16 protein-coding genes are annotated in these 21,299 nt (G+C 70.9%); 8 read left to right on the forward strand and 8 right to left on the reverse strand.

Annotation, left to right across the window (positions count from 1 at the left end):
• Positions 1–25: 25 nt before the first annotated feature.
• The 3 genes from EEJ42_RS18850 to EEJ42_RS18860 all read right to left on the reverse strand — a co-directional run bounded on the left by EEJ42_RS18850 (position 26) and on the right by EEJ42_RS18860 (position 3,149).
• On the reverse strand, positions 26–628 hold the full coding sequence (locus tag EEJ42_RS18850; protein WP_123101104.1) for a hypothetical protein: 603 nt from the start codon (positions 626–628) through the stop codon (positions 26–28).
• 109 nt (positions 629–737) lie between these two features.
• Positions 738–1,691 carry a tRNA (adenine-N1)-methyltransferase gene (locus EEJ42_RS18855; RefSeq protein WP_123101082.1) on the reverse strand — a complete coding sequence of 318 codons (954 nt, stop codon included), beginning with the start codon at positions 1,689–1,691 and terminating at the stop codon, positions 738–740.
• Between the two features lie 213 nt (positions 1,692–1,904).
• Entirely contained in the window at positions 1,905–3,149 is a 1,245-nt protein-coding gene (locus EEJ42_RS18860) for a site-2 protease family protein (protein WP_123101083.1), read from the reverse strand.
• 128 nt (positions 3,150–3,277) lie between these two features.
• On the opposite strand from EEJ42_RS18860, the gene EEJ42_RS18865 reads away from it, so the two are divergent.
• Both EEJ42_RS18865 and EEJ42_RS18870 read left to right on the forward strand, forming a co-directional pair.
• Complete coding sequence (locus tag EEJ42_RS18865) at positions 3,278–4,210, forward strand: RecB family exonuclease (protein WP_246096919.1); 933 nt, start codon at positions 3,278–3,280, stop codon at positions 4,208–4,210.
• Between the two features lie 13 nt (positions 4,211–4,223).
• Positions 4,224–4,895, forward strand: a complete 672-nt coding sequence (locus EEJ42_RS18870; RefSeq protein ID WP_009719179.1) for a response regulator — start codon at positions 4,224–4,226, stop codon at positions 4,893–4,895.
• 32 nt (positions 4,896–4,927) lie between these two features.
• Here EEJ42_RS18870 and EEJ42_RS18875 read toward each other — a convergent pair whose 3' ends face one another.
• The 4 genes from EEJ42_RS18875 to metH form a co-directional block, all read right to left on the reverse strand.
• The gene (locus tag EEJ42_RS18875) at positions 4,928–6,523 is read right to left on the reverse strand and encodes an ABC transporter substrate-binding protein (RefSeq protein ID WP_123101085.1); all 1,596 of its coding nucleotides are present in this window, start codon (positions 6,521–6,523) and stop codon (positions 4,928–4,930) included.
• A 56-nt stretch (positions 6,524–6,579) separates the two neighbouring features.
• Entirely contained in the window at positions 6,580–8,184 is a 1,605-nt protein-coding gene (locus tag EEJ42_RS18880; RefSeq protein ID WP_123101086.1) for an ABC transporter substrate-binding protein, read from the reverse strand.
• 339 nt (positions 8,185–8,523) lie between these two features.
• On the reverse strand, positions 8,524–9,225 hold the full coding sequence (locus EEJ42_RS18885; protein ID WP_123101087.1) for an HAD family hydrolase: 702 nt from the start codon (positions 9,223–9,225) through the stop codon (positions 8,524–8,526).
• Between the two features lie 128 nt (positions 9,226–9,353).
• Complete coding sequence (gene metH / locus EEJ42_RS18890; protein WP_123101088.1) at positions 9,354–12,857, reverse strand: methionine synthase; 3,504 nt, start codon at positions 12,855–12,857, stop codon at positions 9,354–9,356.
• 236 nt (positions 12,858–13,093) lie between these two features.
• Here metH and EEJ42_RS18895 point away from each other — a divergent pair, with 236 nt between their 5' ends.
• From EEJ42_RS18895 to EEJ42_RS18920, 6 genes are all read left to right on the forward strand, one after another.
• Positions 13,094–13,858 carry an IclR family transcriptional regulator gene (locus tag EEJ42_RS18895; RefSeq protein ID WP_123101089.1) on the forward strand — a complete coding sequence of 255 codons (765 nt, stop codon included), beginning with the start codon at positions 13,094–13,096 and terminating at the stop codon, positions 13,856–13,858.
• A 338-nt stretch (positions 13,859–14,196) separates the two neighbouring features.
• Positions 14,197–14,991: an MIP/aquaporin family protein gene (locus EEJ42_RS18900; RefSeq protein ID WP_123101090.1), complete on the forward strand. Its 795-nt coding sequence runs from the start codon at positions 14,197–14,199 to the stop codon at positions 14,989–14,991.
• Between the two features lie 37 nt (positions 14,992–15,028).
• Complete coding sequence (gene glpK / locus EEJ42_RS18905) at positions 15,029–16,576, forward strand: glycerol kinase GlpK (protein WP_123101091.1); 1,548 nt, start codon at positions 15,029–15,031, stop codon at positions 16,574–16,576.
• 5 nt (positions 16,577–16,581) lie between these two features.
• Positions 16,582–18,192, forward strand: a complete 1,611-nt coding sequence (locus EEJ42_RS18910; protein ID WP_123101092.1) for a glycerol-3-phosphate dehydrogenase/oxidase — start codon at positions 16,582–16,584, stop codon at positions 18,190–18,192.
• Between the two features lie 292 nt (positions 18,193–18,484).
• The gene (locus EEJ42_RS18915) at positions 18,485–18,955 is read left to right on the forward strand and encodes a hypothetical protein (protein WP_123101093.1); all 471 of its coding nucleotides are present in this window, start codon (positions 18,485–18,487) and stop codon (positions 18,953–18,955) included.
• A 120-nt stretch (positions 18,956–19,075) separates the two neighbouring features.
• Positions 19,076–19,747, forward strand: a complete 672-nt coding sequence (locus EEJ42_RS18920; RefSeq protein WP_123101094.1) for a FadR/GntR family transcriptional regulator — start codon at positions 19,076–19,078, stop codon at positions 19,745–19,747.
• A 694-nt stretch (positions 19,748–20,441) separates the two neighbouring features.
• Here the strand turns inward: EEJ42_RS18920 and EEJ42_RS18925 are convergent.
• Entirely contained in the window at positions 20,442–21,293 is an 852-nt protein-coding gene (locus EEJ42_RS18925; RefSeq protein WP_123101095.1) for an amidohydrolase family protein, read from the reverse strand.
• Between the last annotated feature and the right edge of the window lie 6 nt (positions 21,294–21,299).

The raw sequence follows: 21,299 nt of genomic DNA on the forward strand, positions 1-21,299 counted from the left end.
GCGGAGGGGAACGCCGCGTGACCGGTCAGACACTCCCCGGAACGGGCAGCGCCTTCAGGACGAACTCGCCGTCCTTCCACTGCCAGTTGACCTTGCGCTGGAGGTCGGGACAGCAGCGCGGCACCTTCGTGGTCGAGTAGCCCAGCAAAGTGGCCGAAACCTTCGTTCCGCGCACCGCGAAATCCTGGACACTCATCCCCTCCTTCGGATCGACGAAGGTCGCCACGATCCGGGGGGCCGCGCCCTTGCGGGTCGGCTGCGCGAGCACGTAGAGGCCGCTGGGCGGGTTGCCGGCCGCAGTCTCGCAGCGCACCACGGCGACCGTTTCCGGCCGCCCGTCGCCGTCGAGGTCTCCCGAGGCCCGGTCCACCACTCCGGGGCGGGCCCGGCCGCAGTCCATCGGGTAGTGCGCGGCGCGCGGGTCGGGGGCCTGTGCGGCCGGCAGGCCGCCGGTGCTGGGCGCGGAGAGGGTGGTGGGGGCCGAGGTGGCCTTGGCGTCGGAGGGCTGGAAGGCCGACGCTCCGGCGACGACGGCGGCCACGGCGGCCGCGGTCGCGATCCAGTGCCCGAGGCGGGGGCGGGTGTGCGCGAGATCCGGGCCCAGAGACTGCACGCGGGACGACTCCATGAGATGGCTGCGGCGGAGGGGGTGCTCCGCATCGTGCCACATCTCACACCGGCGCGGCCACCGCCCCGCACGGGGGAAGTCGGTGGCCGCGCCGAGTGGTTGGCGGGGTTCAGCCGCGGTCGGCCGCGTCCTGACCGCCGGAGGCGCCGCGCTTGCCGTCCGGGGTGCCGGTGTCCTTCCCGCTGCCGTAGCCGGGGTAGTCGTCGCCGTACGCGCCCTTGGCGGGCCGGCGGCGGCGCAGCGGCGGCTCCACGCCGTCGGCGAGGCGGCGGGCGGTGAGGAGGAAGCCGGTGTGGCCGATCATCCGGTGGTCGGGGCGTACGGCGAGGCCCTCGACGTGCCAGGTGCGGACCATGGTCTCCCAGGCGGACGGTTCGTTGAACGTGCCGTGTTCGCGGATGGACTCCACGGTGCGGGCCAGCTGGGTGGTGGTGGCGACGTAGGCGCACAGGATGCCGCCGGGCACGAGCGCCTTGGACACCGCTTCCAGGCATTCCCAGGGGGCGAGCATGTCCAGGATGACGCGGTCGACGTCGGTGTCGGACAGGTTGTCCTGGAGGTCGCCGACGGTCAGCCGCCAGGCGGGGTGCGGGGCGCCGAAGTAGCGCTCGACGTTCTGGGAGGCGATCTCGGCGAAGTCGGCCCGGCGCTCGTAGGAGTGCAGCATGCCCTGGTCGCCGATGGCCCGCAGCAGGAAGGTGGAGAGCGAGCCGGAGCCGACGCCCGCCTCGACGACGCGTGCGCCGGGGAAGATGTCGGCCATCGCCAGGATCTGCCCCGCGTCCTTGGGGTAGACCACGGCGGCACCGCGTGGCATGGACAGGACATAGTCGGGGAGCAGGGGACGCAGCGCGAGGTACGCGACGTTTCCCGTGGTGCGCACGACAGTTCCCTCGGGGGCGCCGATCAGCTCGTCATGGGGGAAGGATCCCTTGTGGGTGTGGAAGTTCTTCCCGGCTTCGAGCGTGAACGTGTAGTGGCGTCCCTTGGGGTCGGTGAGCTGGACCTGGTCCCCGACCTGGAAGGGCCCGCGACGGCGGGCGGCACCGGTCGGTTCGGACATGTGAACAGCCTACCGGCAGCGGGAGCCTGCCCGGGACGGCGGGCCTCACGGGCACCCGAGGGCAGCCGCCCGAGGCCCTCAGGCGAGCGCCAAAGGGCGCGCTCCTGCCGAAAGTGACGAGACCAAGCGTCGGAGCGAGGTACGAGCGACAGAGCGCAGTGTCGAGGAGCGTCGGCAGGGGACCCGAGCGCCCGGAGGCGAGCGAGCCTCACATCAGGCAGTCGGGGTGCGCGCCATGGCGTTGACGAAGGCGCGCTCGACGTCGGCCGTGGAGAGCACGCCGTAGATCTCGCCCGTCTCCTCCACCACCAGGTACTCGGTCGCGGGGGTGGCGCGCAGGGTGTCCAGCAGCTCCTCGCCGGTCAGCTCGGCGGAGACCCGCATGCCGTCCTTGATGTCCTGGGCGAGGCCGCTGACCGCGACCCAGGGGCGCCGGTGCTCCGGGACCCCGACGATGGCCGCCTCCCGCACCACGGCGGTCGGGGCGCCGTGGCCGTCCACCACGACCAGGGCGCGCGCCCCCGCCTCGTTGGCCCGCCGCAGCGCCTCGGACAGCGGGGTGTCGGCCGCGACGGGCACGGCGCGCCGGGTGAGGTTGCGGGCGCGCAGGTCCGGCAGGCGCTCGCGCAGCCGGGCCATGCGCAGGCTGTTGCCCGCGCCGGTCCAGATGATCGCGGCCAGTATGGCGGCGAGCAGCGCGTCGGTGAGCGAGTCGACGCTGCCGAAGTCCTTCGGCTCCCCGCCGAGGCCGCCCGCCTGGGTGAGCAGCGGCAGGCCCACCAGGACGGCGACGGCGAGCGCCCGGCCGGTCCAGGCGGCGGCGACGGTGCCGGCCATGGGCTTGCCGCTGATCTTCCAGACGACGGCCCGCAGCATCCGCCCGCCGTCCAGCGGAAGGCCGGGCAGCAGGTTGAAGGCGGCCACGATGAGGTTGGAGATCATCAGCCCGGCGAGCAGCACCCCGGGGACCGAGTCGGGCTCCACGACCAGCATGCCGAGGTAGAAGACCCCGGAGAGGACCAGGGAGAGCAGCGGGCCGACGAAGGCGAGGACGAACTCCCGGCCGGGGGTCTCGGACTCCTTCTCGATCTCCGAGACGCCGCCGAAGAACTGGAGCTGGATCCGGCGGACCGGCAGCTTGAAGCGCAGGGCGGCCACGGTGTGGGCCAGCTCGTGGACCAGGACGGAGGCGTAGAAGGCGACCGCGAAGAAGAGCGACACCAGATAGCGGGCGGCGCCCAGCTCCGGCAGCACCCGCTCCAGCTGGCCGCCGAAGACCCAGGTGATGAGGGCGGCCACGAGGAACCAGCTGGGCGAGACGTAGACGGGTACGCCGAAGGGGCGCCCCATCAGGATGCCGCCGCCCGTCTCGCGTGGGCGGCGCGGCTTGTCCGCCTCGGGCTCGGTCGTGCGGTCCGCTCCCCCGTCGCCGGACTGCCGCTGCCCGCTGTTGTCCACGGTGTCCCCTCGTCGGATGCGTCCGTCGCACCCTGTTTTGATACGGTCCCCACGATCATGCAGTGCGAGGGGCTCGGACGTCGATGGTATGCGTCCGGCTGTCGGTGGCGGGTCGTAGGGTCTTCGCCATGGGAATCACCTCAGGGCAGCCCGAACAGGCGGACGGGGCACCGCAGTCCGGCCGCGCCGCGTCGCTCTCGCCGTCCCGTGCGGCCGACTTCATGCGGTGCCCCTTGCTGTACCGCTTCCGGGTGATCGACAAACTGCCGGAGAAGCCGAGCGCCGCCGCGACGCGGGGCACGGTGGTGCACGCGGTGCTGGAGCGGCTGTTCGACGCGCCCGCGGCGGAGCGCACCGCGCCGCGCGCTCGGGCGATGGTGCCGGGCGAGTGGGAGCGGCTGGTGGCGGCCAAGCCGGAGCTGGCGGAGCTGTTCCAGGAGGAGGACGGCGCGGAGTCCCCGGAGCGGCTGGCCGAGTGGCTGGCGGGGGCGGAGAAGCTGGTGGAGGGGTGGTTCTCGCTGGAGGACCCGACCCGGCTGGAGCCCGCCGAGCGGGAGCTGTTCGTGGAGACCGCGCTGGAGTCGGGGCTGACGCTGCGCGGGATCATCGACCGGGTGGACATCGCGCCCACCGGGGACGTACGGATCGTCGACTACAAGACGGGGAAGGCGCCCGCGCCGAGTTACGCGGGCGAGGCGCTGTTCCAGATGAAGTTCTACGCGCTGGTGCTGTGGCGCCTGCGCGGCACGGTGCCGCGCCGGCTCCAGCTGGTCTACCTGGGCAGCGGCGATGTGCTGACGTACGACCCGGAGGAGCGGGATCTGCTCGGGGTGGAGCGCAAGGTGCTGGCCCTGTGGGAGGCGATCCGGCTGGCCACGGAGTCGGGGGACTTCCTGCCGCGCCGGACCAAGCTGTGCGGCTGGTGCGACCACCAGGCGCACTGTCCGGAATTCGGTGGCACTCCCCCGGTGTATCCACTGCCCGTGGTCCCGGCCCAGTCCCCGCCTCTGTCCCCCGCTCCCTCCGGGGGTGACGGCTCCGGCAGAATGGACGCGGTCTAGCGAAGGAGATCCCGTGGCGATCCGCGTCCTACTGGTCGATGATCAACCGCTGCTGCGCACCGGATTCCGGATGATCCTGGAGGCGGAGCAGGATCTGGCGGTCGTCGGCGAGGCGGGGGACGGGCTTCAGGCCCTCGACCAGGTGCGGGCGCTCCAGCCCGACGTGGTGCTGATGGACATCCGGATGCCGCGGATGGACGGGGTGGAGGCGACCCGGCAGATCACCGGTCCCGGGCGGGACGGTCCGGCGAAGGTGCTGGTGCTGACCACCTTCGACCTCGACGAGTACGTGGTGGAGGCGCTGCGCGCCGGGGCCAGCGGCTTTCTGTTGAAGGACGCGCCGGCCACCGAGCTGGTGCAGGCCATCCGGGTGGTGGCGGCGGGCGAGGCGATGCTGGCGCCGAGCATCACGCGCCGACTGCTCGACAAGTACGCGGGGCATCTGCCGTCGGGTGAGGAGCCGGTTCCGGACACCCTGCACACGCTCACCGAGCGCGAGGTCGAGGTGCTGAAGCTGGTGGCCCGGGGGCTGTCGAACGCGGAGATCGCGGCGGATCTGTTCGTGAGCGAGACGACGGTCAAGACGCATGTGGGCCATGTGCTGACCAAGCTGGGGCTGCGGGACCGGGTGCAGGCCGCGGTGTACGCGTACGAGAGCGGGCTGGTCCGCCCCGGCGCGCAGTAGGCATCAGGCGCGCGCCGGGGAGGGACCGGGCGTCAGTCCGTGGGCGACTTCTTGATCTCCCAGAAGCGGAAGACCGTCGAGGCGTCCAGGGTCCACTGGAGCCCGGAGATGGACTCCTGGGCCACCGCGTACTGCTTGCCCTGCCACAGCGGCAGCATCGGCACGTCGTCGGCGACCAGGTTCTGTATCTTCTGGAAGTCGCCGACCGTGGCCGCGCGGCTGGGCTGGCCCGCGGTGGCCGGGATGAGCTGCCCGGTGAGCTGCGCCTGGGTGTAGTGGTTGGCCAGGACGTTGTCGGTGCCGAAGAACGGGGCGACGAAGTTGTCCGGGTCGGGGTAGTCGGGCACCCAGCCCTTGACGTAGACGGGGTAGTCCCCCTGGGCCACGCCCTTCTCGTAGGTGGCGACGTCGGTGCTCTTCACGTCGACGTCGAACAGTCCGCTGGCGTTGAGCTGCTTGGCGATCTCGTGCAGGCCCGGGACGGTGCCGGGGCCGTAGCGGATCGGGGTGCCCCACAGGGTGAGCTTGACCTTGTCGGTGATGCCCTCGTCGCGCAGCGCCTGCTCGGCCTTCTCCGGCTGCGGCCGGTCGCCGTACTTGTCGAAGAAGGCCGTGTTGTGGCCGGTGATGCCGGCGGGGACGACCGAGTACAGCGGCTCGGCGGTGCGCTTGTAGACGTCCCGGACCAGGGTGGAGCGGTCGAGGAGGTACGCCATGGCCTTGCGCACGCCGAGCTTTCCGGCGACCGGGTCCTTCATGTTGAAGACCAGGTGCTGGACCTCGGCGCCGGTGCCCTCGACGACGTTGAGGTTCTTGCCGCCGCTGAGGGACTCGGCCTGGAGGTCGGCCAGGTCCTTCATGGCCAGCCCGCGGTAGGCCAGGTCCACGTCGCCGTTCTGGACGGCGTCCTTCAGCTGCTGCTGACGGCCCTGGAAGAACTTCAGGGTCATGCCGGTGTTCTGGGCCTCGGCGGGGCCCTTGTACTGGCCGTTGACGGAGAAGTCCGCCTCCTTCTTGCTGAAGGAGTCCAGCTTGTAGACGCCGGAGCCGACCGCCTTGTTGTCGGTGCGCAGCTTGTCGGCCGGGTATGCGCTGTGGTCCACGATGGACCCGGCGCCGGAGGCGATCTTCTGCGGGAAGGTGGCGTCCGGGGTCTTCAGGTTGAAGACGACGGTCCGCTCGTCCGGGGTCTTGATGTTCCCGATGCTGGCGAGCATCACCGCCGGGCCGTTCTCGTCGTTGATCCGCATGGTGCGCTCGAACGAGAACTTGACGTCCTCGGAGGTCAGCGGATGTCCGTTGGAGAACTTCAGGTCGTTCCGCAGGGTGCAGGTGAAGACCTGGCTGGAGTTGTCCTTGAAGCCGCACTTCTCCGCCGCCTCGGGCTGCGGGGTGGTGCCGCCCTTGGGGAAGCTCAGCAGCGACTGGAACACGTTGTTGAACAACAGCCAGGAGCCCGGGTCGTAGCCGGATGCCGGGTCGGTTGCCAGCACCTCGTCCGACATTCCCATGACGACGTGCTCACCGCTGCCCGCGGTGTCCCCGTCCTCGCTCCCACAGCCGGTGAGCAGGGCGGCGGCAAGTCCCGCTCCAAGGGGAGCTGCCAGCCACTGGTCACGTTTCCTCACGGGTGGTTTCCTCACAGTTTCGTCGTCTCGTTATCCGGCCCCCGTCTGGCGTTGCGTCAGCTGTTGGCTCCCCGACCCAGCTCCCAGAGCTGAAGCATGGTCGAGGAGTCGAATGCGTATTCGGCCCCGGTGATGTTCTCTCGGGCCGCCACATAGGTGTTCCCCTGCCACAGCGGCAGATAGGGCACATCGTCGGCGACGGTGTTCTGGATGGTCTGGAAGTCTCCGGCCGCGCGGGTGCGCTGGCTCTCCTGCCGGGTCCGCGGGATCAGCTCGCCCTGCACGGCGCTGTCGCGGTAGGGCGAGTTGAGGAAGTTGTCCTTGGTCAGGAAGGGCGCGATGTAGTTGTCCGGGTCCGGGAAGTCCGGCAGCCACCCCATGCCGTAGGCGGCGTACGCGCGCTTGGGGAGGTTGGGGCGGAACTCGGTCCAGCGGACGCCCTTGATCTTGACCTTGAAGAGACCGCTGCGGTTGAGCTGGCTCCGGAGCTCCTTGAACTCCTGGGCCGTCTCCGGACCGTAGTGGTCGGTCGTGTACGTCAGGGTCAGCTTCACCGGGGTGCTGACCCCGGCGTTGCGCAGGGCGGTGCGGGCCGCGCCGGGGTCGGGGTCGCCGTACTCGTTGTAGAACGAGTTGGTGTGCGAGGTGACGTTGTTCGGGATCAGCGAGTAGAGGGGCTCGGCGGTCCGCTTGTAGACGTCGCGCACCAGCGCCTGCCGGTCCACCAGATGGGCGATGGCCTGCCGTACGGCCTTGGTGCCGACCACCGGGGCTTCGGTGTCGAAGACGAGGTAGCGGATGCCCTGGCCGGAGGACTCGAAGAGCCGGACGCCCTCGACCTCGCCCTTGTTGAGCTCGTCGATCTGGCCGGGCGAGAAGCCGCGGTGCACCACGTCGATGTCGCCCTTGGCCAGCGCCTTCTCCATGGCCGGTGCGGAGTCGAAGAACCGCATCTCGACCTTGTTGCTGTCCGGCTCCACATCGCCCCGGTAGTTCGGGTTCTTGGTGAAGAGCACCTTCACCAGCCGGTCGTCGCGTACCTCGGTCTTCGCCTGGTACGGGCCCGAGCCGACGAGGCTGAAGCCCTTGCGCAGCGCGTTCCCCCGGTAGGCCTCGGCGTCCAGGATGGCCGCGGCCGGGGTGGTGAGCTTGGACGGGAAGGTCGCGTCGGGCGCGCGGAGGTGGATGACGACCTCGCGGGAGGTCGGGGTCTCCACCTTGTCGACGTTGGAGAGCAGGGAGACCGGGCCGTTGCGGTCCTTGATGCGCAGCATCCGGTCGAGGGAGAACTTGACGTCCTCGGAGGTGAGCGCGTGGCCGCCTGAGAACTTCAGCCCGCTGCGCAGGGTGCAGCGGTACTGCTCGCTCTGCCGGTCCTGGAAGCCGCACTTCTGCGCGGCGTCGGGTATCGGCTCGGTTCCCGAGCGGGGCAGCCGCATCAGCGTCTGGAAGGTGTTGTGGAGCACGCTCCACGAGGCGAAGTCGTATGCCTGGGCGGGGTCCAGCGGGGCGGGCGCCGCCTTGGATGCCTCGATCCGGTCCGTACTCCCCAGGACGATGGCGCCGTCGTCAGCGCCCGAGCCGTCGGGTCCACCGCATGCGGTGAGCGCTGACGTCAGTAGGCCCGCCACGGCCGGCAGCGCGAGCGACTTGCGCTTCATTGTCGGGAGTCTCCCTGCGATCGATCAACCACTCGCGACGAGATTAGTCCGAGGCGCCAGCCATGCTCAGACACAACGAAGTTGAGGCGATATCACGCACCGATAACGCGAAAGGTCCGCCCGATATTCGAACGCGGTCGCGTTTCGTACGGCATGTCATCAATCCGGACACAAGGGCGCGCCCACATCGCATCAAACAGGACGCGCAGCAGATACCCACCCCATCTGTCGACGGCATATGCAGTGACAAACATCACGCCCGGAATGCCGCTGCCGCCGCACAAAAACGGGGAGCGCCTTATTCAGTCTGCAATTTACAGACATACGCTCAGTGCCCGATCAGTGCATTCCTGTGACCAGGCCGCGCAGAAATGGAAGATCGACTTCTTCCAGCGATCCGACGACCGTGCGGCCCGCCGCGGGCTCGATCGGCACGAGGGAGGGCACCGCCAGTACCCGGCACCCGGCCGCCTCGGCGGCCCGTACCCCGGTCGCCGTGTCCTCGATGACCACGCACCGCGCCGGGTCGGCGGCCAGCCCCGCGGCGGCGAACAGATACGGGTCGGGGTGCGGTTTGGTACGGCCGATCTCGTCGCCCGCGACCGTCAGCGCGAAGTTCTCCGGGCCGATCGACCGCAGCAGCCGGTCCATCACCCGGCGGTGCGAGGCGGAGACCAGGGCGGTCGGCACCCCGTGCGCGCCCAGCTCGGTGAGCAGCCGGCGCGCGCCGGGCAGCATGGGCACGGTGCCGTCGAGCAGCTCGGTGAAGCGGCTGTTCAGCAGGCCGGTCAGCTCGGCGAGCGCGATGTCGGCGCCGGTGGCCTCGATGAGGAACGAGGCGCTGCGGGCCATCGGGCCGCCGACCACCACCTGGCGGTACTCCTCGGCGAGGGCGTGGCCCAGCTCGGCGAAGATCGACACTTCCGCGTCCCACCAGATGTCCTCGGTGTCCACCAGGGTGCCGTCCATGTCGAGCAGGACCGCCTGGAGGGCGGAGCCTTCGGCCGTACGGGTGGCGACGGCGGGGATGCTGCTGGTCATCCAAACACCTCCGGATACGGGGCACGAAGGCCGGCCCCCTTCCACAATGTGGAAGACGACCGGCCTCTACCGGATCGACCAGTCTACGACGCGGCGCGTCGCGGCGCCTCCTGTCGGGCGCCCGCCGGTTACCGGGCGTTGAAGTACTTCGCCTCCGGGTGATGGATGACGATCGCGTCGGTCGACTGCTCGGGGTGCAGCTGGAACTCCTCGGAGAGCTTCACCCCGATCCGCTCCGGCTCCAGCAGTTCGGCGATCTTCGCCCGGTCCTCCAGGTCCGGGCAGGCGCCGTAGCCGAGCGAGAAGCGCGCGCCGCGGTACTTCAGCGCGAACATGTCCTCGATGTCGCCGGGATCCTCCCCCGCGAAGCCCAGCTCGGACCGGACCCGGGCGTGCCAGTACTCGGCGAGCGCCTCGGCGAGCTGTACGGACAGCCCGTGCAGCTCCAGGTAGTCGCGGTAGGAGTCGGCGGCGAACAGGTCCGCGGTCGCCTCGCCGATCTTCGAGCCGACGGTGACGACCTGGAGGCCGACCACATCGGTCTCGCCGGACTCCTCGGGCCGGAAGAAGTCCGCCAGGCACAGCCGGCGGCCCCGGCGCTGGCGCGGGAAGGTGAAGCGGGTGCGCTCGCTGCCGTCCTCGTTGAGCAGGACGAGGTCGTCGCCCTTGGAGACGCAGGGGAAGTAGCCGTAGACCACGGCGGCTTCCAGCAGGTTCTCCGTACGCAGCTTGTCCAGCCAGCCGCGCAGCCGCGGGCGGCCCTCGGACTCCACCAGCTCCGCGTAGCTCGGCCCGTCGCCGGTGCGGGCCTCCTTGAGCCCCCACTGGCCCTTGAACAGCGCGCCCTCGTCCAGCCAGGAGGCGTAGTCGACCTGCTGGATGCCCTTGACGACGCGGGTGCCCCAGAAGGGCGGGGTGGGCACCGGGTTGTCGGTGGCGACGTCCGAGCGCGACGGGCCCTCCGGCTCCGGGTCGCTCAGGGCCGCGTCCCGCTTGGGCACCCGGCGCTGCTTGAGGGCGGGCAGCTCCGCGCCGGGGACGCCGCGCTTGACGGCGATGAGGGCGTCCATGAGGCGCAGGCCCTCGAAGGCGTCGCGGGCGTAGCGGACCTCGCCCTCGTAGATCTCGTGGAGGTCCTGTTCGACGTAGGCGCGGGTGAGGGCGGCGCCGCCGAGGATGACGGGGTAGTCGGCGGCCAGGCTGCGCTGGTTCAGCTCCTCCAGGTTCTCCTTCATGATCACCGTGGACTTCACCAGCAGGCCGGACATGCCGATGACGTCGGCGCGGTGCTCCTGGGCGGCGTCCAGGATCGCGGAGACCGGCTGCTTGATGCCGAGGTTGACCACGTTGTAGCCGTTGTTGGACAGGATGATGTCCACGAGGTTCTTGCCGATGTCATGGACGTCGCCGCGGACGGTGGCGAGCACGATGGTGCCCTTGCCCTCGTCGTCGGACTTCTCCATGTGCGGCTCCAGGTGGGCCACCGCGGTCTTCATCACCTCGGCGGACTGGAGGACGAACGGCAGCTGCATCTGGCCGGAGCCGAACAGGTCGCCGACGACCTTCATGCCCGCCAGCAGCGTCTCGTTGACGATCTCCAGCGCCGGGCGCTCCTGGAGCGCCTCGTCGAGGTCGGCCTCCAGGCCGTTGCGCTCGCCGTCGATGATGCGCCGCTGGAGGCGCTCGTCCAGCGGCAGGGCGGCCAGTTCCTCGGCCTTGCCCGCCTTGAGGGACTTGGCGGTGGCGCCCTCGAAGAGCGCCATCAGCTTCTGGAGCGGGTCGTAGCCCTCGGCGCGGCGGTCGTAGATCAGGTCGAGGGCCGTGGTGACCTGCTCGTCGTCGAACCGCGCGATCGGCAGGATCTTGCTCGCGTGGACGATCGCCGAGTCCAGCCCGGCCTTGACGCACTCGTCCAGGAAGACGGAGTTGAGCAGGATGCGGGCGGCCGGGTTGAGGCCGAAGGAGATGTTCGACAGGCCCAGCGTGGTCTGCACGTCCGGGTGGCGGCGCTTGAGCTCGCGGATCGCCTCGATGGTGGCGATGCCGTCCTTGCGGGACTCCTCCTGCCCGGTGCAGATGGTGAAGGTCAGGGTGTCGATGAGGATGTCGGACTCGTGGATGCCCCAGTTGCCGGTGAGGTCGGCGATGATCCGCTGGGCGATCTCGACCTTCTTCTCCGGCGTGCGCGCCTGGCCCTCCTCGTCGATGGTCAGCGCGATCAGCGCGGCGCCGTGCTCGCGGGCGAGCCGGGTGACCTTGGCGAAGCGGGACTCGGGGCCGTCGCCGTCCTCGTAGTTGACCGAGTTGATGACCGCGCGGCCGCCCAGCTTCTCGAGGCCCGCCTCGATGACGTCCACCTCGGTGGAGTCCAGCACGATCGGCAGGGTGGAGGCGGTGGCGAAGCGGCCGGCCAGCTCCTGCATGTCGGCGACGCCGTCGCGGCCGACGTAGTCGACGCACAGGTCGAGCAGGTGGGCGCCCTCGCGGATCTGCTCGCGGGCCATCTCCACGCAGTCGTCCCAGCGGCCGTCCAGCATGGCCTCGCGGAACTTCTTCGACCCGTTGGCGTTCGTCCGCTCGCCGATGGCCAGGTACGAGGTGTCCTGACGGAACGGGACCGTCTGGTACAGCGAGGCCGCGCCCGGCTCGGGGCGCGGCTCGCGCGTGGCCGGGGTCAGGTCGCGGACCCGCTCGACGACCTGGCGCAGGTGCTCGGGCGTGGTGCCGCAGCAGCCGCCGACCAGCGACATGCCGTACTCGCGGACGAAGGTCTCCTGGGCATCGGCCAGCTCGGACGGGGTGAGCGGGTAGTGGGCGCCGTCCTTGCCGAGCACCGGCAGGCCCGCGTTCGGCATGCAGGACAGCGGCACGCGCGAGTGGCGGGCGAGGTAGCGGAGGTGCTCGCTCATCTCGGCCGGGCCGGTGGCGCAGTTGAGGCCGATCATGTCGATGCCGAGCGGTTCCAGGGCGGTCAGCGCCGCGCCGATCTCGGAGCCCAGCAGCATGGTGCCGGTGGTCTCGACGGTGACCGAGCAGATGATGGGGAGGCCCGCGCCGGTGGCGTCCAGGGCGCGGCGGGCGCCGAGGATCGCGGCCTTGGTCTGGAGCAGGTCCTGGGTGGTCTCGACCAGGAGGGCGTCCGCACCACCGGCGATCATGCCTTCGGCGTTCTGCTGGTAGGCGTCGCGCAGCGTGGTGTACGGGGCGTGGCCGAGGGTGGGGAGCTTGGTTCCGGGGCCCATCGAGCCGAGCACCCAGCGGTGGCGCCCGTCGGCGGCGAACTCGTCGGCCACCTCGCGGGCGATCCGGACGCCCGCCTCGGACAGCTCGTAGACCCGCTCGGGGATGTCGTACTCGCCCAGCGCCGCGTGGTTGGCGCCGAAGGTGTTCGTCTCGACACAGTCCACGCCCACCGCGAAGTACGCCTCGTGGACCGAGCGGACGATGTCGGGGCGGGTGATGTTGAGGATCTCGTTGCAGCCCTCGAGCTGCTGGAAGTCGTCGAGACTGGGGTCCTGCGCCTGGAGCATCGTGCCCATCGCACCGTCGGCGACCACCACGCGGGAGGCGAGTGCCTCGCGGAGGGCGTCGATTCGGGCGGCGGATGCGGACGATGACGTGTGCGAGGCCATGGATGTGCTCCCTGGAGTGCGACGGCTGTCGGCTTTGCGCCCTCACTTGGCAAGGGCGCACCAGGCCAGCCTAGCTGCCGGGGGCAAGAGCGCAGGGGGCCGTCCCAGCACCCGGACTCACATCCTCCGGTCGGCCGCCGCGGACTGGTGATCGTTTACGTTTGGCTGTGTGTACCGCGGAGTCGGCATGGACCGATAGTGTTCAGCATTGTCGAACCGCAGTCAGGAGGTTGGCGATGGCACGGAACATCCAGTCGTTGGAGCGCGCTGCCGCGATGCTACGCCTGCTCGCCGGCGGCGAGCGCCGGCTGGGACTGTCCGACATCGCCTCCACCCTCGGGCTCGCCAAGGGGACCGCCCACGGCATCCTGCGCACCCTCCAGCAGGAGGGGTTCGTCGAGCAGGACGAGAACTCGGGCCGCTACCAGCTGGGCGCCGAGCTCCTGCGGCTGGGCAACAGTTATCTGGACGTCCACGAGCTGCGCGCCCGCGCCCTGGTGTGGACGGACGACCTGGCGCGCTCCAGCGGCGAGAGCGTCTACCTCGGCGTGCTGCACCAGCAGGGCGTCCTCATCGTCCACCATGTCTTCCGGCCGGACGACAGCCGTCAGGTGCTGGAGGTCGGCGCCATGCAGCCGCTGCACTCCACCGCGCTGGGCAAGGTGCTGTCCGCGTACGACCCGGTGGCGCACAGCGAGGCGGCCGAGGGCGACCGGAAGCCGTTCACCAAGCGCACGGTGACCGAGACGGACGCGTTCGAGGGCGTCCTCGCGCTCACGCGGGCGCGCGGCTGGGGCTCGGACGTGGAGGAGACCTGGGAGGGCGTCGCGTCGGTCGCGGCCCCGGTGCACGACCGGCGGCGGCTGCCGGTGGGGGCGGTGGGGATCACGGGCGCGGTGGAGCGGGTGTGCGAGGACGGGGAGCTGCGCTCGGAGCTGATCGCCGCCGTACGGGACTGCGCGCGGGCGGTCTCCCGCGATCTGGGCGCGGGACGGTTCTGACCCCGACCCCTCCCGGAAGACCCCGCCCCGACCCCGGACCGGAGCGCGTCCCACCTGGACCGGGAGCCTGATCGCCCGTCCTGACCAGGACCTTTGGCCAGGTCTATGGTCCCTCATCACGGTTTCACATCCTCCCGAGTTTTCCTCCACACGACCCTTGACGGGGTCTTCGCCGTGAAGAAAACTGCCGTTCATCGGTCGGCATTGTCGAACACCTGACGACAATATTCGCTATGGTGGACTCGCCGCGGGCCGACCAACGCCCTCCCATGAGGGCGCGGATCTCCGGCGGGACCGGGGGTTCGCCTTCCCCTGGACGAAGGACAAAGGAGTCGCGGGTGTCCAGCTCCGACATCTTCATCGGCGAGACCATCGGTACCGCCGTGCTCACCCTGCTCGGCTGTGGTGTCGTCGCAGGCGTTCTCTTGAAGCGATCCAAGGCGTTCGACGCGGGATGGCTGGCGATCACCTTCGGGTGGGGCTTCGCCGTCCTCACGGGCGCGTACATCTCGGCGCCGCTCTCCGGGGCGCACCTCAACCCGGCGGTGACGCTCGGTCTCGCGATCTCGGGCGGCACCGAGTGGGGCGACGTACCGATCTACTTCCTCGGGCAGATCCTCGGCGCCATGATCGGCGCGGTCCTGGTGTGGTTCGCCTACGTGGGCCACTTCCAGGCGCACCTCACCGACCGCGCGGTGGTCGGCGGTCCGGGCGCCCAGGACACGAAGAAGGCCGACGCCGCCCAGGCGGGCGCCGCGGGCCCGGTGCTGGGGATCTTCTCCACCGGCCCGGAGATCCGGAACACCGCCCAGAACCTGGTCACCGAGATCATCGCCACCGTCGTGCTGGTCCTCGCCATCCTCACCCAGGGCCTGAACGGCGAGGGCAAGGGCCTGGGCGTGATCGGCGTCCTGATCACCGCCCTGGTCGTGGTCGGCATCGGCCTCTCGCTCGGCGGCCCGACCGGCTACGCCATCAACCCGGTACGTGACCTGGGCCCGCGCATCGTGCACGCCCTCCTGCCGCTGCCCAACAAGGGCGGGTCGGACTGGGGCTACGCCTGGATCCCCGTCGTCGGCCCGCTCCTCGGTGGAGCCATCGCCGGCGGCATCTACGAGATCGCCTTCGCCTAGCCCCCACCCCATCGGACTCGCAGGAGAGCAACCCACCATGACCGACACCCACACCACGAGCGCCTCCTCCCACGGACACGGTCCGTTCATCGCCGCCATCGACCAGGGCACCACGTCCAGCCGCTGCATCGTCTTCGACCGGGACGGGCGCATCGTCTCGGTCGACCAGAAGGAGCACGAACAGATTTTCCCCAAGCCGGGCTGGGTCGAACACAATGCGACCGAGATCTGGCAGAACGTGCAGGAGGTCGTGACCGGCGCGATCACCAAGGCCGGGATCACCTCCGCCGACGTCAAGGCGATCGGCATCACCAACCAGCGCGAGACCACCCTGCTGTGGGACAAGAACACCGGCGAGCCGGTGCACAACGCGCTGGTCTGGCAGGACACCCGCACCGACGCGCTCTGCCGGGAGCTGGGCCGCAACGTCGGCCAGGACCGCTTCCGCCGCGAGACGGGCCTCCCCCTGGCGTCCTACTTCGCCGGACCCAAGATCCGCTGGCTGCTCGACAACGTCGACGGGCTGCGCGAGCGCGCCGAGTCGGGCGACATCCTCTTCGGCACCATGGACTCCTGGGTCATCTGGAACCTGACCGGCGGGGTCAACGGCGGCGTGCACGTCACCGACGTCACCAACGCCTCCCGCACCATGCTGATGAACCTGCACACCCTCGACTGGGACCAGAAGATCCTGACGTCGATGGAGATCCCGGCCGCCGTGCTGCCGAAGATCCGCTCCTCCGCCGAGGTGTACGGGCGCACCGCCGAGGGCGTCCTCCAGGGCGTGCCCGTCGCCTCCGCGCTCGGCGACCAGCAGGCGGCCCTGTTCGGCCAGACCTGTTTCGCCGAGGGCGAGGCCAAGTCCACGTACGGCACCGGCACCTTCCTGCTGATGAACACCGCCGACAAGCCGGTCAACTCCTACAACGGCCTGCTGACCACCGTCGGTTACCGGATCGGCGACCAGAAGCCGGTGTACGCCCTGGAGGGCTCCATCGCGGTCACCGGTTCGCTGGTGCAGTGGATGCGCGACCAGATGGGGCTGATCAACAGCGCCGCCGAGATCGAGACCCTGGCCAGCTCGGTGGACGACAACGGCGGCGCGTACTTCGTGCCCGCGTTCTCCGGGCTGTTCGCCCCGTACTGGCGCGACGACGCGCGCGGCGTGATCGCGGGCCTGACCCGCTACGTCACCAAGGCGCACATCGCGCGGGCCGTGCTGGAGGCCACCGCCTGGCAGACCCGCGAGATCGTCGACGCGATGACCAAGGACTCCGGCGTCGAGCTGACCGCGCTCAAGGTCGACGGCGGAATGACCTCCAACAACCTGCTGATGCAGACCCTCTCGGACGCCCTCGACGCACCCGTGGTGCGCCCGATGGTGGCCGAGACCACCTGCCTCGGCGCCGCCTACGCCGCCGGCCTGGCCGTCGGCTTCTGGCCGGACACCGACGCGCTGCGCGCCAACTGGCGCCGGGCCGCCGAGTGGACCCCCCGTATGGACGCGGACGTACGGGACCGCGAGTACAAGAACTGGCTCAAGGCCGTGCAGCGGACCATGGGCTGGATCGAGGACGAGGAGTAATCTCAATGACCCCCCTGCAGAGCGTTCCTTCCCTCGGGACGCACCCGGCTGCCGGTTCGCACCCGACCCGCGCCGAAACCCGGGAACAGCTGTCCAAGGCTTCGTACGACCTCCTGGTGATCGGCGGCGGCATCCTGGGCATCACCACTGCCTGGCACGCCGCGCAGTCCGGACTGCGGGTGGCCATGGTGGACGCCGGCGACTTCGCCGGCGCCACCTCCTCCGCCTCCTCCAAGCTGCTCCACGGCGGCCTGCGCTACCTCCAGACCGGTGCGGTCAAGCTCGTCGCCGAGAACCACTTCGAGCGGCGCGCCGTCTCGCGCAGCGTCGCGCCGCACCTGTCCAACCCGCTCACCTTCTACCTGCCGGTCTACAAGGGCGGCCCGCACGGCGCGGCCAAGCTGGGCGCGGGCGTCTTCGCGTACTCGGCGCTCTCCGCGTTCCGCGACGGCGTCGGCCATGTGATCAACGCCGAGAAGGCCGCGCGGGACGTGCCGGAGCTGCGCACCGAGGGGCTGCGGGCGGTCGCCGTGTACGGCGACGGGCAGATGAACGACAGCCGCATGGCCCTGATGACGGTCCGGGCGGCGGTCGACGCGGGCGCCACCGTGCTCAACCACGCCGAGGTCACCGGGCTGCGCAAGACGGACGGCCGGGTCACCGGCGCGGAGCTGAGGGACCGCACCGACGGCACCGAGTTCGGCGTCAACGCCCGGCTGGTGCTCAACGCCACCGGCCCCTGGGTGGACCACCTGCGGCGGATGGAGGACCCGAACGCGGCGCCGTCCATCCGGCTCTCCAAGGGCGCCCACCTGGTCCTCAAGCGCACCTCCCCCTGGCGGGCGGCGCTCGCGACGCCCATCGACAAGTACCGCATCACCTTCGCCCTCCCCTGGGAGGACATGCTGCTGCTCGGCACCACCGACGAGCCGTACGAGGGCGACCCGGCCGATGTCGCGGTCAACGACGCGGACATCACCCAGATCCTGGACGAGGCCGCGTTCTCCATCCGCGACCAGCAGCTCTCCCGCGACCTGATCACCTACGCGTTCGCGGGGCTGCGGGTGCTGCCCGGCGGCCCCGGCGACACCGCCAAGGCCAAGCGGGAGACGGTCGTCACCGAGGGCAAGGGCGGCATGCTCTCCATAGCGGGCGGCAAGTGGACCACCTTCCGCCACATCGGCCGCACCGTGATGAGCAAGCTCGCCCAGCTGCCGGGCCGTCCGCTCGCGGACGACATGGAGCCGGTCAAGCAGCTGCCCAAGCACATGCCGCTGCCCGGGCTCGCCAATCCGCACGCGGTCGCCCACCGGCTGCTGGTGGACGGCGGTACGCCCGGCCCGCGCATGGCCGCGGACACCGCGCGCCACCTGGCGACCCACTACGGTTCGCTCTCCTTCGACATCGCGCGGCTGGCGAGCGGCGACGCGGCGCTCGCCGAGCGGATCCACCCGGACGCCCCGGAGATCTGGGCCCAGGTCGTCTACGCCCGTGACCACGAGTGGGCGCAGACCGCGGACGACGTGCTGCGCCGCCGCACCACGCTGACGATCCGCGGCCTGGACGACGACGCCATCCGCGGTCGGGTCGAGGAGCTGCTGGCCAAGCGCGGCTGACGCTTCTGTCGACGGCTCTGTCGACGGCTCGGTTGACGGCCGGGTGAGAAGACGCTTCTTCTCGCCCGGCCGTCGGTGTGTGCGGGGGCTGTGGGCGGGGCCGTGCGCGGGGCCGTGGGGCCGTGCGCGGGGCGCGACCTTACTCGTGAGTTAAAAAGTTGCGGACTCACTCTTGCCTTCTTCGACGCCACGGGTATCAATAGCTCCGTCCACGCATGACGGGCAGTCAGGAAGCGCGGACGCACCCCCCACAAGCCCACCGCTCACTTCCCCCACTCCGGAAGGCAGTCCCATGAGACGCATCAAGCTCGGGATCGGCACGGCAATGGGAACAGCAGCACTGGCCGCCGGCGCGCTCGCGCTGGCGCCGAGCGCGGTCGCGGTCACCCCGACCACCGCGACCCTGACGGCCGACTGTGGAACGTACGGTTCCGGCCTGGCGACGCTGACCGCCACACAGAGCGGCACCGCCGCGACCATCACCCTGTCCTCGGCGGCCGTCAAGGCGCCGATCGACATTCCGGCGGGCGCGGTCAGCTCGACCCTGACGCTGTCGAAGAACGGCTCCGGCACCACGACGTTCACCGGCAACGCCAACCCGGCCATCAAGACCGGCGCCGACGTGACCACCGGCCCGCTCAAGGGCACCGTGGCCGCGGGCGACGTGCTGGAGGCCAAGTCGCTCAAGCTGGTGGTCTTCGGCCTGATCACGGTCAACTGCACCGCCACCACGGCCCAGTCCCCGGGCCCCTTCACCTTCTGAGCCACCTCGGCAGTAGCCGACAGCGGACCGAAACGGACCGGCGGCGTCCCCGGAAGACGCCGCCGGTCCGCGCGCGTCATAATGGACCCATACATCGGATGTTTGACCCGGAGGTCCATCATGGCGGTCACCGACGAGGCGATCGAAAAAATCAAGGGCATGATCGTCTCGGGTGCGCTGCGCCCGGGTGACCGGCTTCCCAAGGAGAGCGAGCTGGCCGCGGATCTGGGCCTGTCCCGCAATTCGCTGCGCGAGGCCGTCCGCGCGCTGTCCCTGATCCGCATCCTCGACGTGCGGCAGGGCGACGGTACATACGTCACCAGCCTCGACCCCCAGCTGCTGCTGGAGGCGCTGAGCTTCGTCGTGGACTTCCACCGAGACGACACCGTGCTGGAGTTCCTGGCGGTGCGCCGCATCCTGGAGCCCGCGGCCACGGCGCAGGCCTGTAGCCGGATCAGCGACGCCGAACTGGACGCGCTCGGCGCCCAGCTGGACGCGCTCGGCGAGGCGCCCTCGGTGGAGGAGCTGGTCGCCTGCGACCTCGAATTCCACCGGGGCATTGTCCACGCGTCGGGCAACTCCGTGCTCTGCTCCCTCCTGGACGGACTCTCCGGCCCCACGACCCGCGCCCGCGTCTGGCGCGGTCTCACGCAGGAGGACGCGGTCAGCCGCACGCTCCATGAGCACCGGGCGATCCTGGGGGCGCTGCGGGATCGGGATGCGGAGGCTGCGCGGTCGTGGGCGACGGTGCACGTGGCGAGTGTGGAGCAGTGGTTGCGGTCGACGCTGTGATGGGCGGGGGCGTCTCTTTCCCCAGCCCGCCCCTTCCCGTCGCATTCGATATGCGGCTCCGCCGCGTGAGGGGCTCCGCCCCGGCCCCCGCTCCTCAAACGCCGGAGGGGCTGGGTGGTGGGGCACGTCTGCCCCAGGCCCCCGGCCCGAAGGCCGCGCTCGGAGCGGAGCCGCGGAGCGGCTTGGGCCCCAGCCCGTGGGCCGCGGGGGGGGGGAGGACAGCCGCGGAAGGGTGCGGAGCCGGGGCGCCCAGCGCAAGGCAGCCCAAGTCGGCGGGCTCGCCCAAGCCAAGCGCCACGCTGGACCCCAACCCGAGGGCCGCGGGGGGGCGGAGCCGTCGCAGAGGGGCGCAGGGGCCGGGCGCCCGCACAGTCCGGTCCGGGTCGGCGGGCTCTGCCAGGCCAAGCTGGGCCGGAGAGTGCGGGACCTTCAACGGGGGCGGAGCCGCGCAGAGGCGCGGGGCCGCGCTGGGCCCCAGCCCGCGGGCCGCGGGGGGCCGAGAGCATCCGCGGCCGGGGGCGCCCCCGCTCAGGTCGACCCGGTCGGCAGGCTCTGGGCCAGGCTGGGCTGGAGGAGGCGGAGCCTTCGAGGGGGCGCAGCCGCGTAACGGGGCAGGGGCGCTGGGCCCCAGTCCGAGGGCGCGGGCGCCGGAGGGCAGCCGCGGAGGGGTGCGGGCCCCGCGTCAGGGGGCGCGTTACGTTCCCAGGGCGTATGCGCGCGCCGCGTTGGTGCCGAAGATCGATGTGCGTTCGTCGGCGGTCAGTCCGGCCGTCGCACGGTCCGCCAGGGTCACCACGTCCGCGTACGTCGCGGCCAGTTCGCACACCGGCCAGTCCGAGCCGAACAGCACGCGCTCCGGGCCGAACGCCTCCAGTACGTGACGCGCGTACGGAAGCACCTGTTCCGGCTTCCAGGTCTCCCAGTCGGCCTCGGTGACCAGTCCCGAGAGCTTGCAGTCGACGTTCGGCAGGGCGGCCAGTTCCGTCAGGAGGCCGGTCCACGGGGCGCGCTCGCCGCTCGCGATCGGCGGCTTGGCCGCGTGGTCGAGGACGAAGCGCACGCCTGGCAGCTCCCGCACCGCGGCGATCGCGGCGGGCAGCTCGCGCGGGGTGACCAGCAGGTCGTAGACGAGCCCCGCGTCGGCCGTGTCGGCGAGGCCGCGCCGTACGTCGGCGCGCCCCAGCCAGTCGGGGTCCGGCTCGTCCTGCACCTGGTGCCGCAGCCCCACCAGCCGGTCGCCGCCGGGGCCCGCGGCCAGGGCGGCGAGCACCGCGGGCAGCTCGGGGTCGGTGAGGTCGGCCCAGCCGACGACGCCCGCGATGCGGTCCGAGGCGCCCGCCAGGGCGAGGAGTTCGCGGGTCTCGTCGTACGAGGAGCTGGACTGGACGACGACGGTGGCGCCGATCCCGTGGGCGTCCAGGTGCGGCAGCAGGTCCGCGGTGGTGACGGTGCGGGCGATGGGGTCGGCCCAGGGGCCGTCCATCCACGGCTGCGGCCTGCGGGACAGGTCCCACAGGTGGTGGTGGGCGTCGATTCGGCGGGACACGGACTC

Origin of the sequence: Streptomyces botrytidirepellens, from assembly GCF_003721215.1 — a bacterium.
Taxonomy (GTDB): Bacteria; Actinomycetota; Actinomycetes; order Streptomycetales; family Streptomycetaceae; genus Streptomyces; species Streptomyces himastatinicus.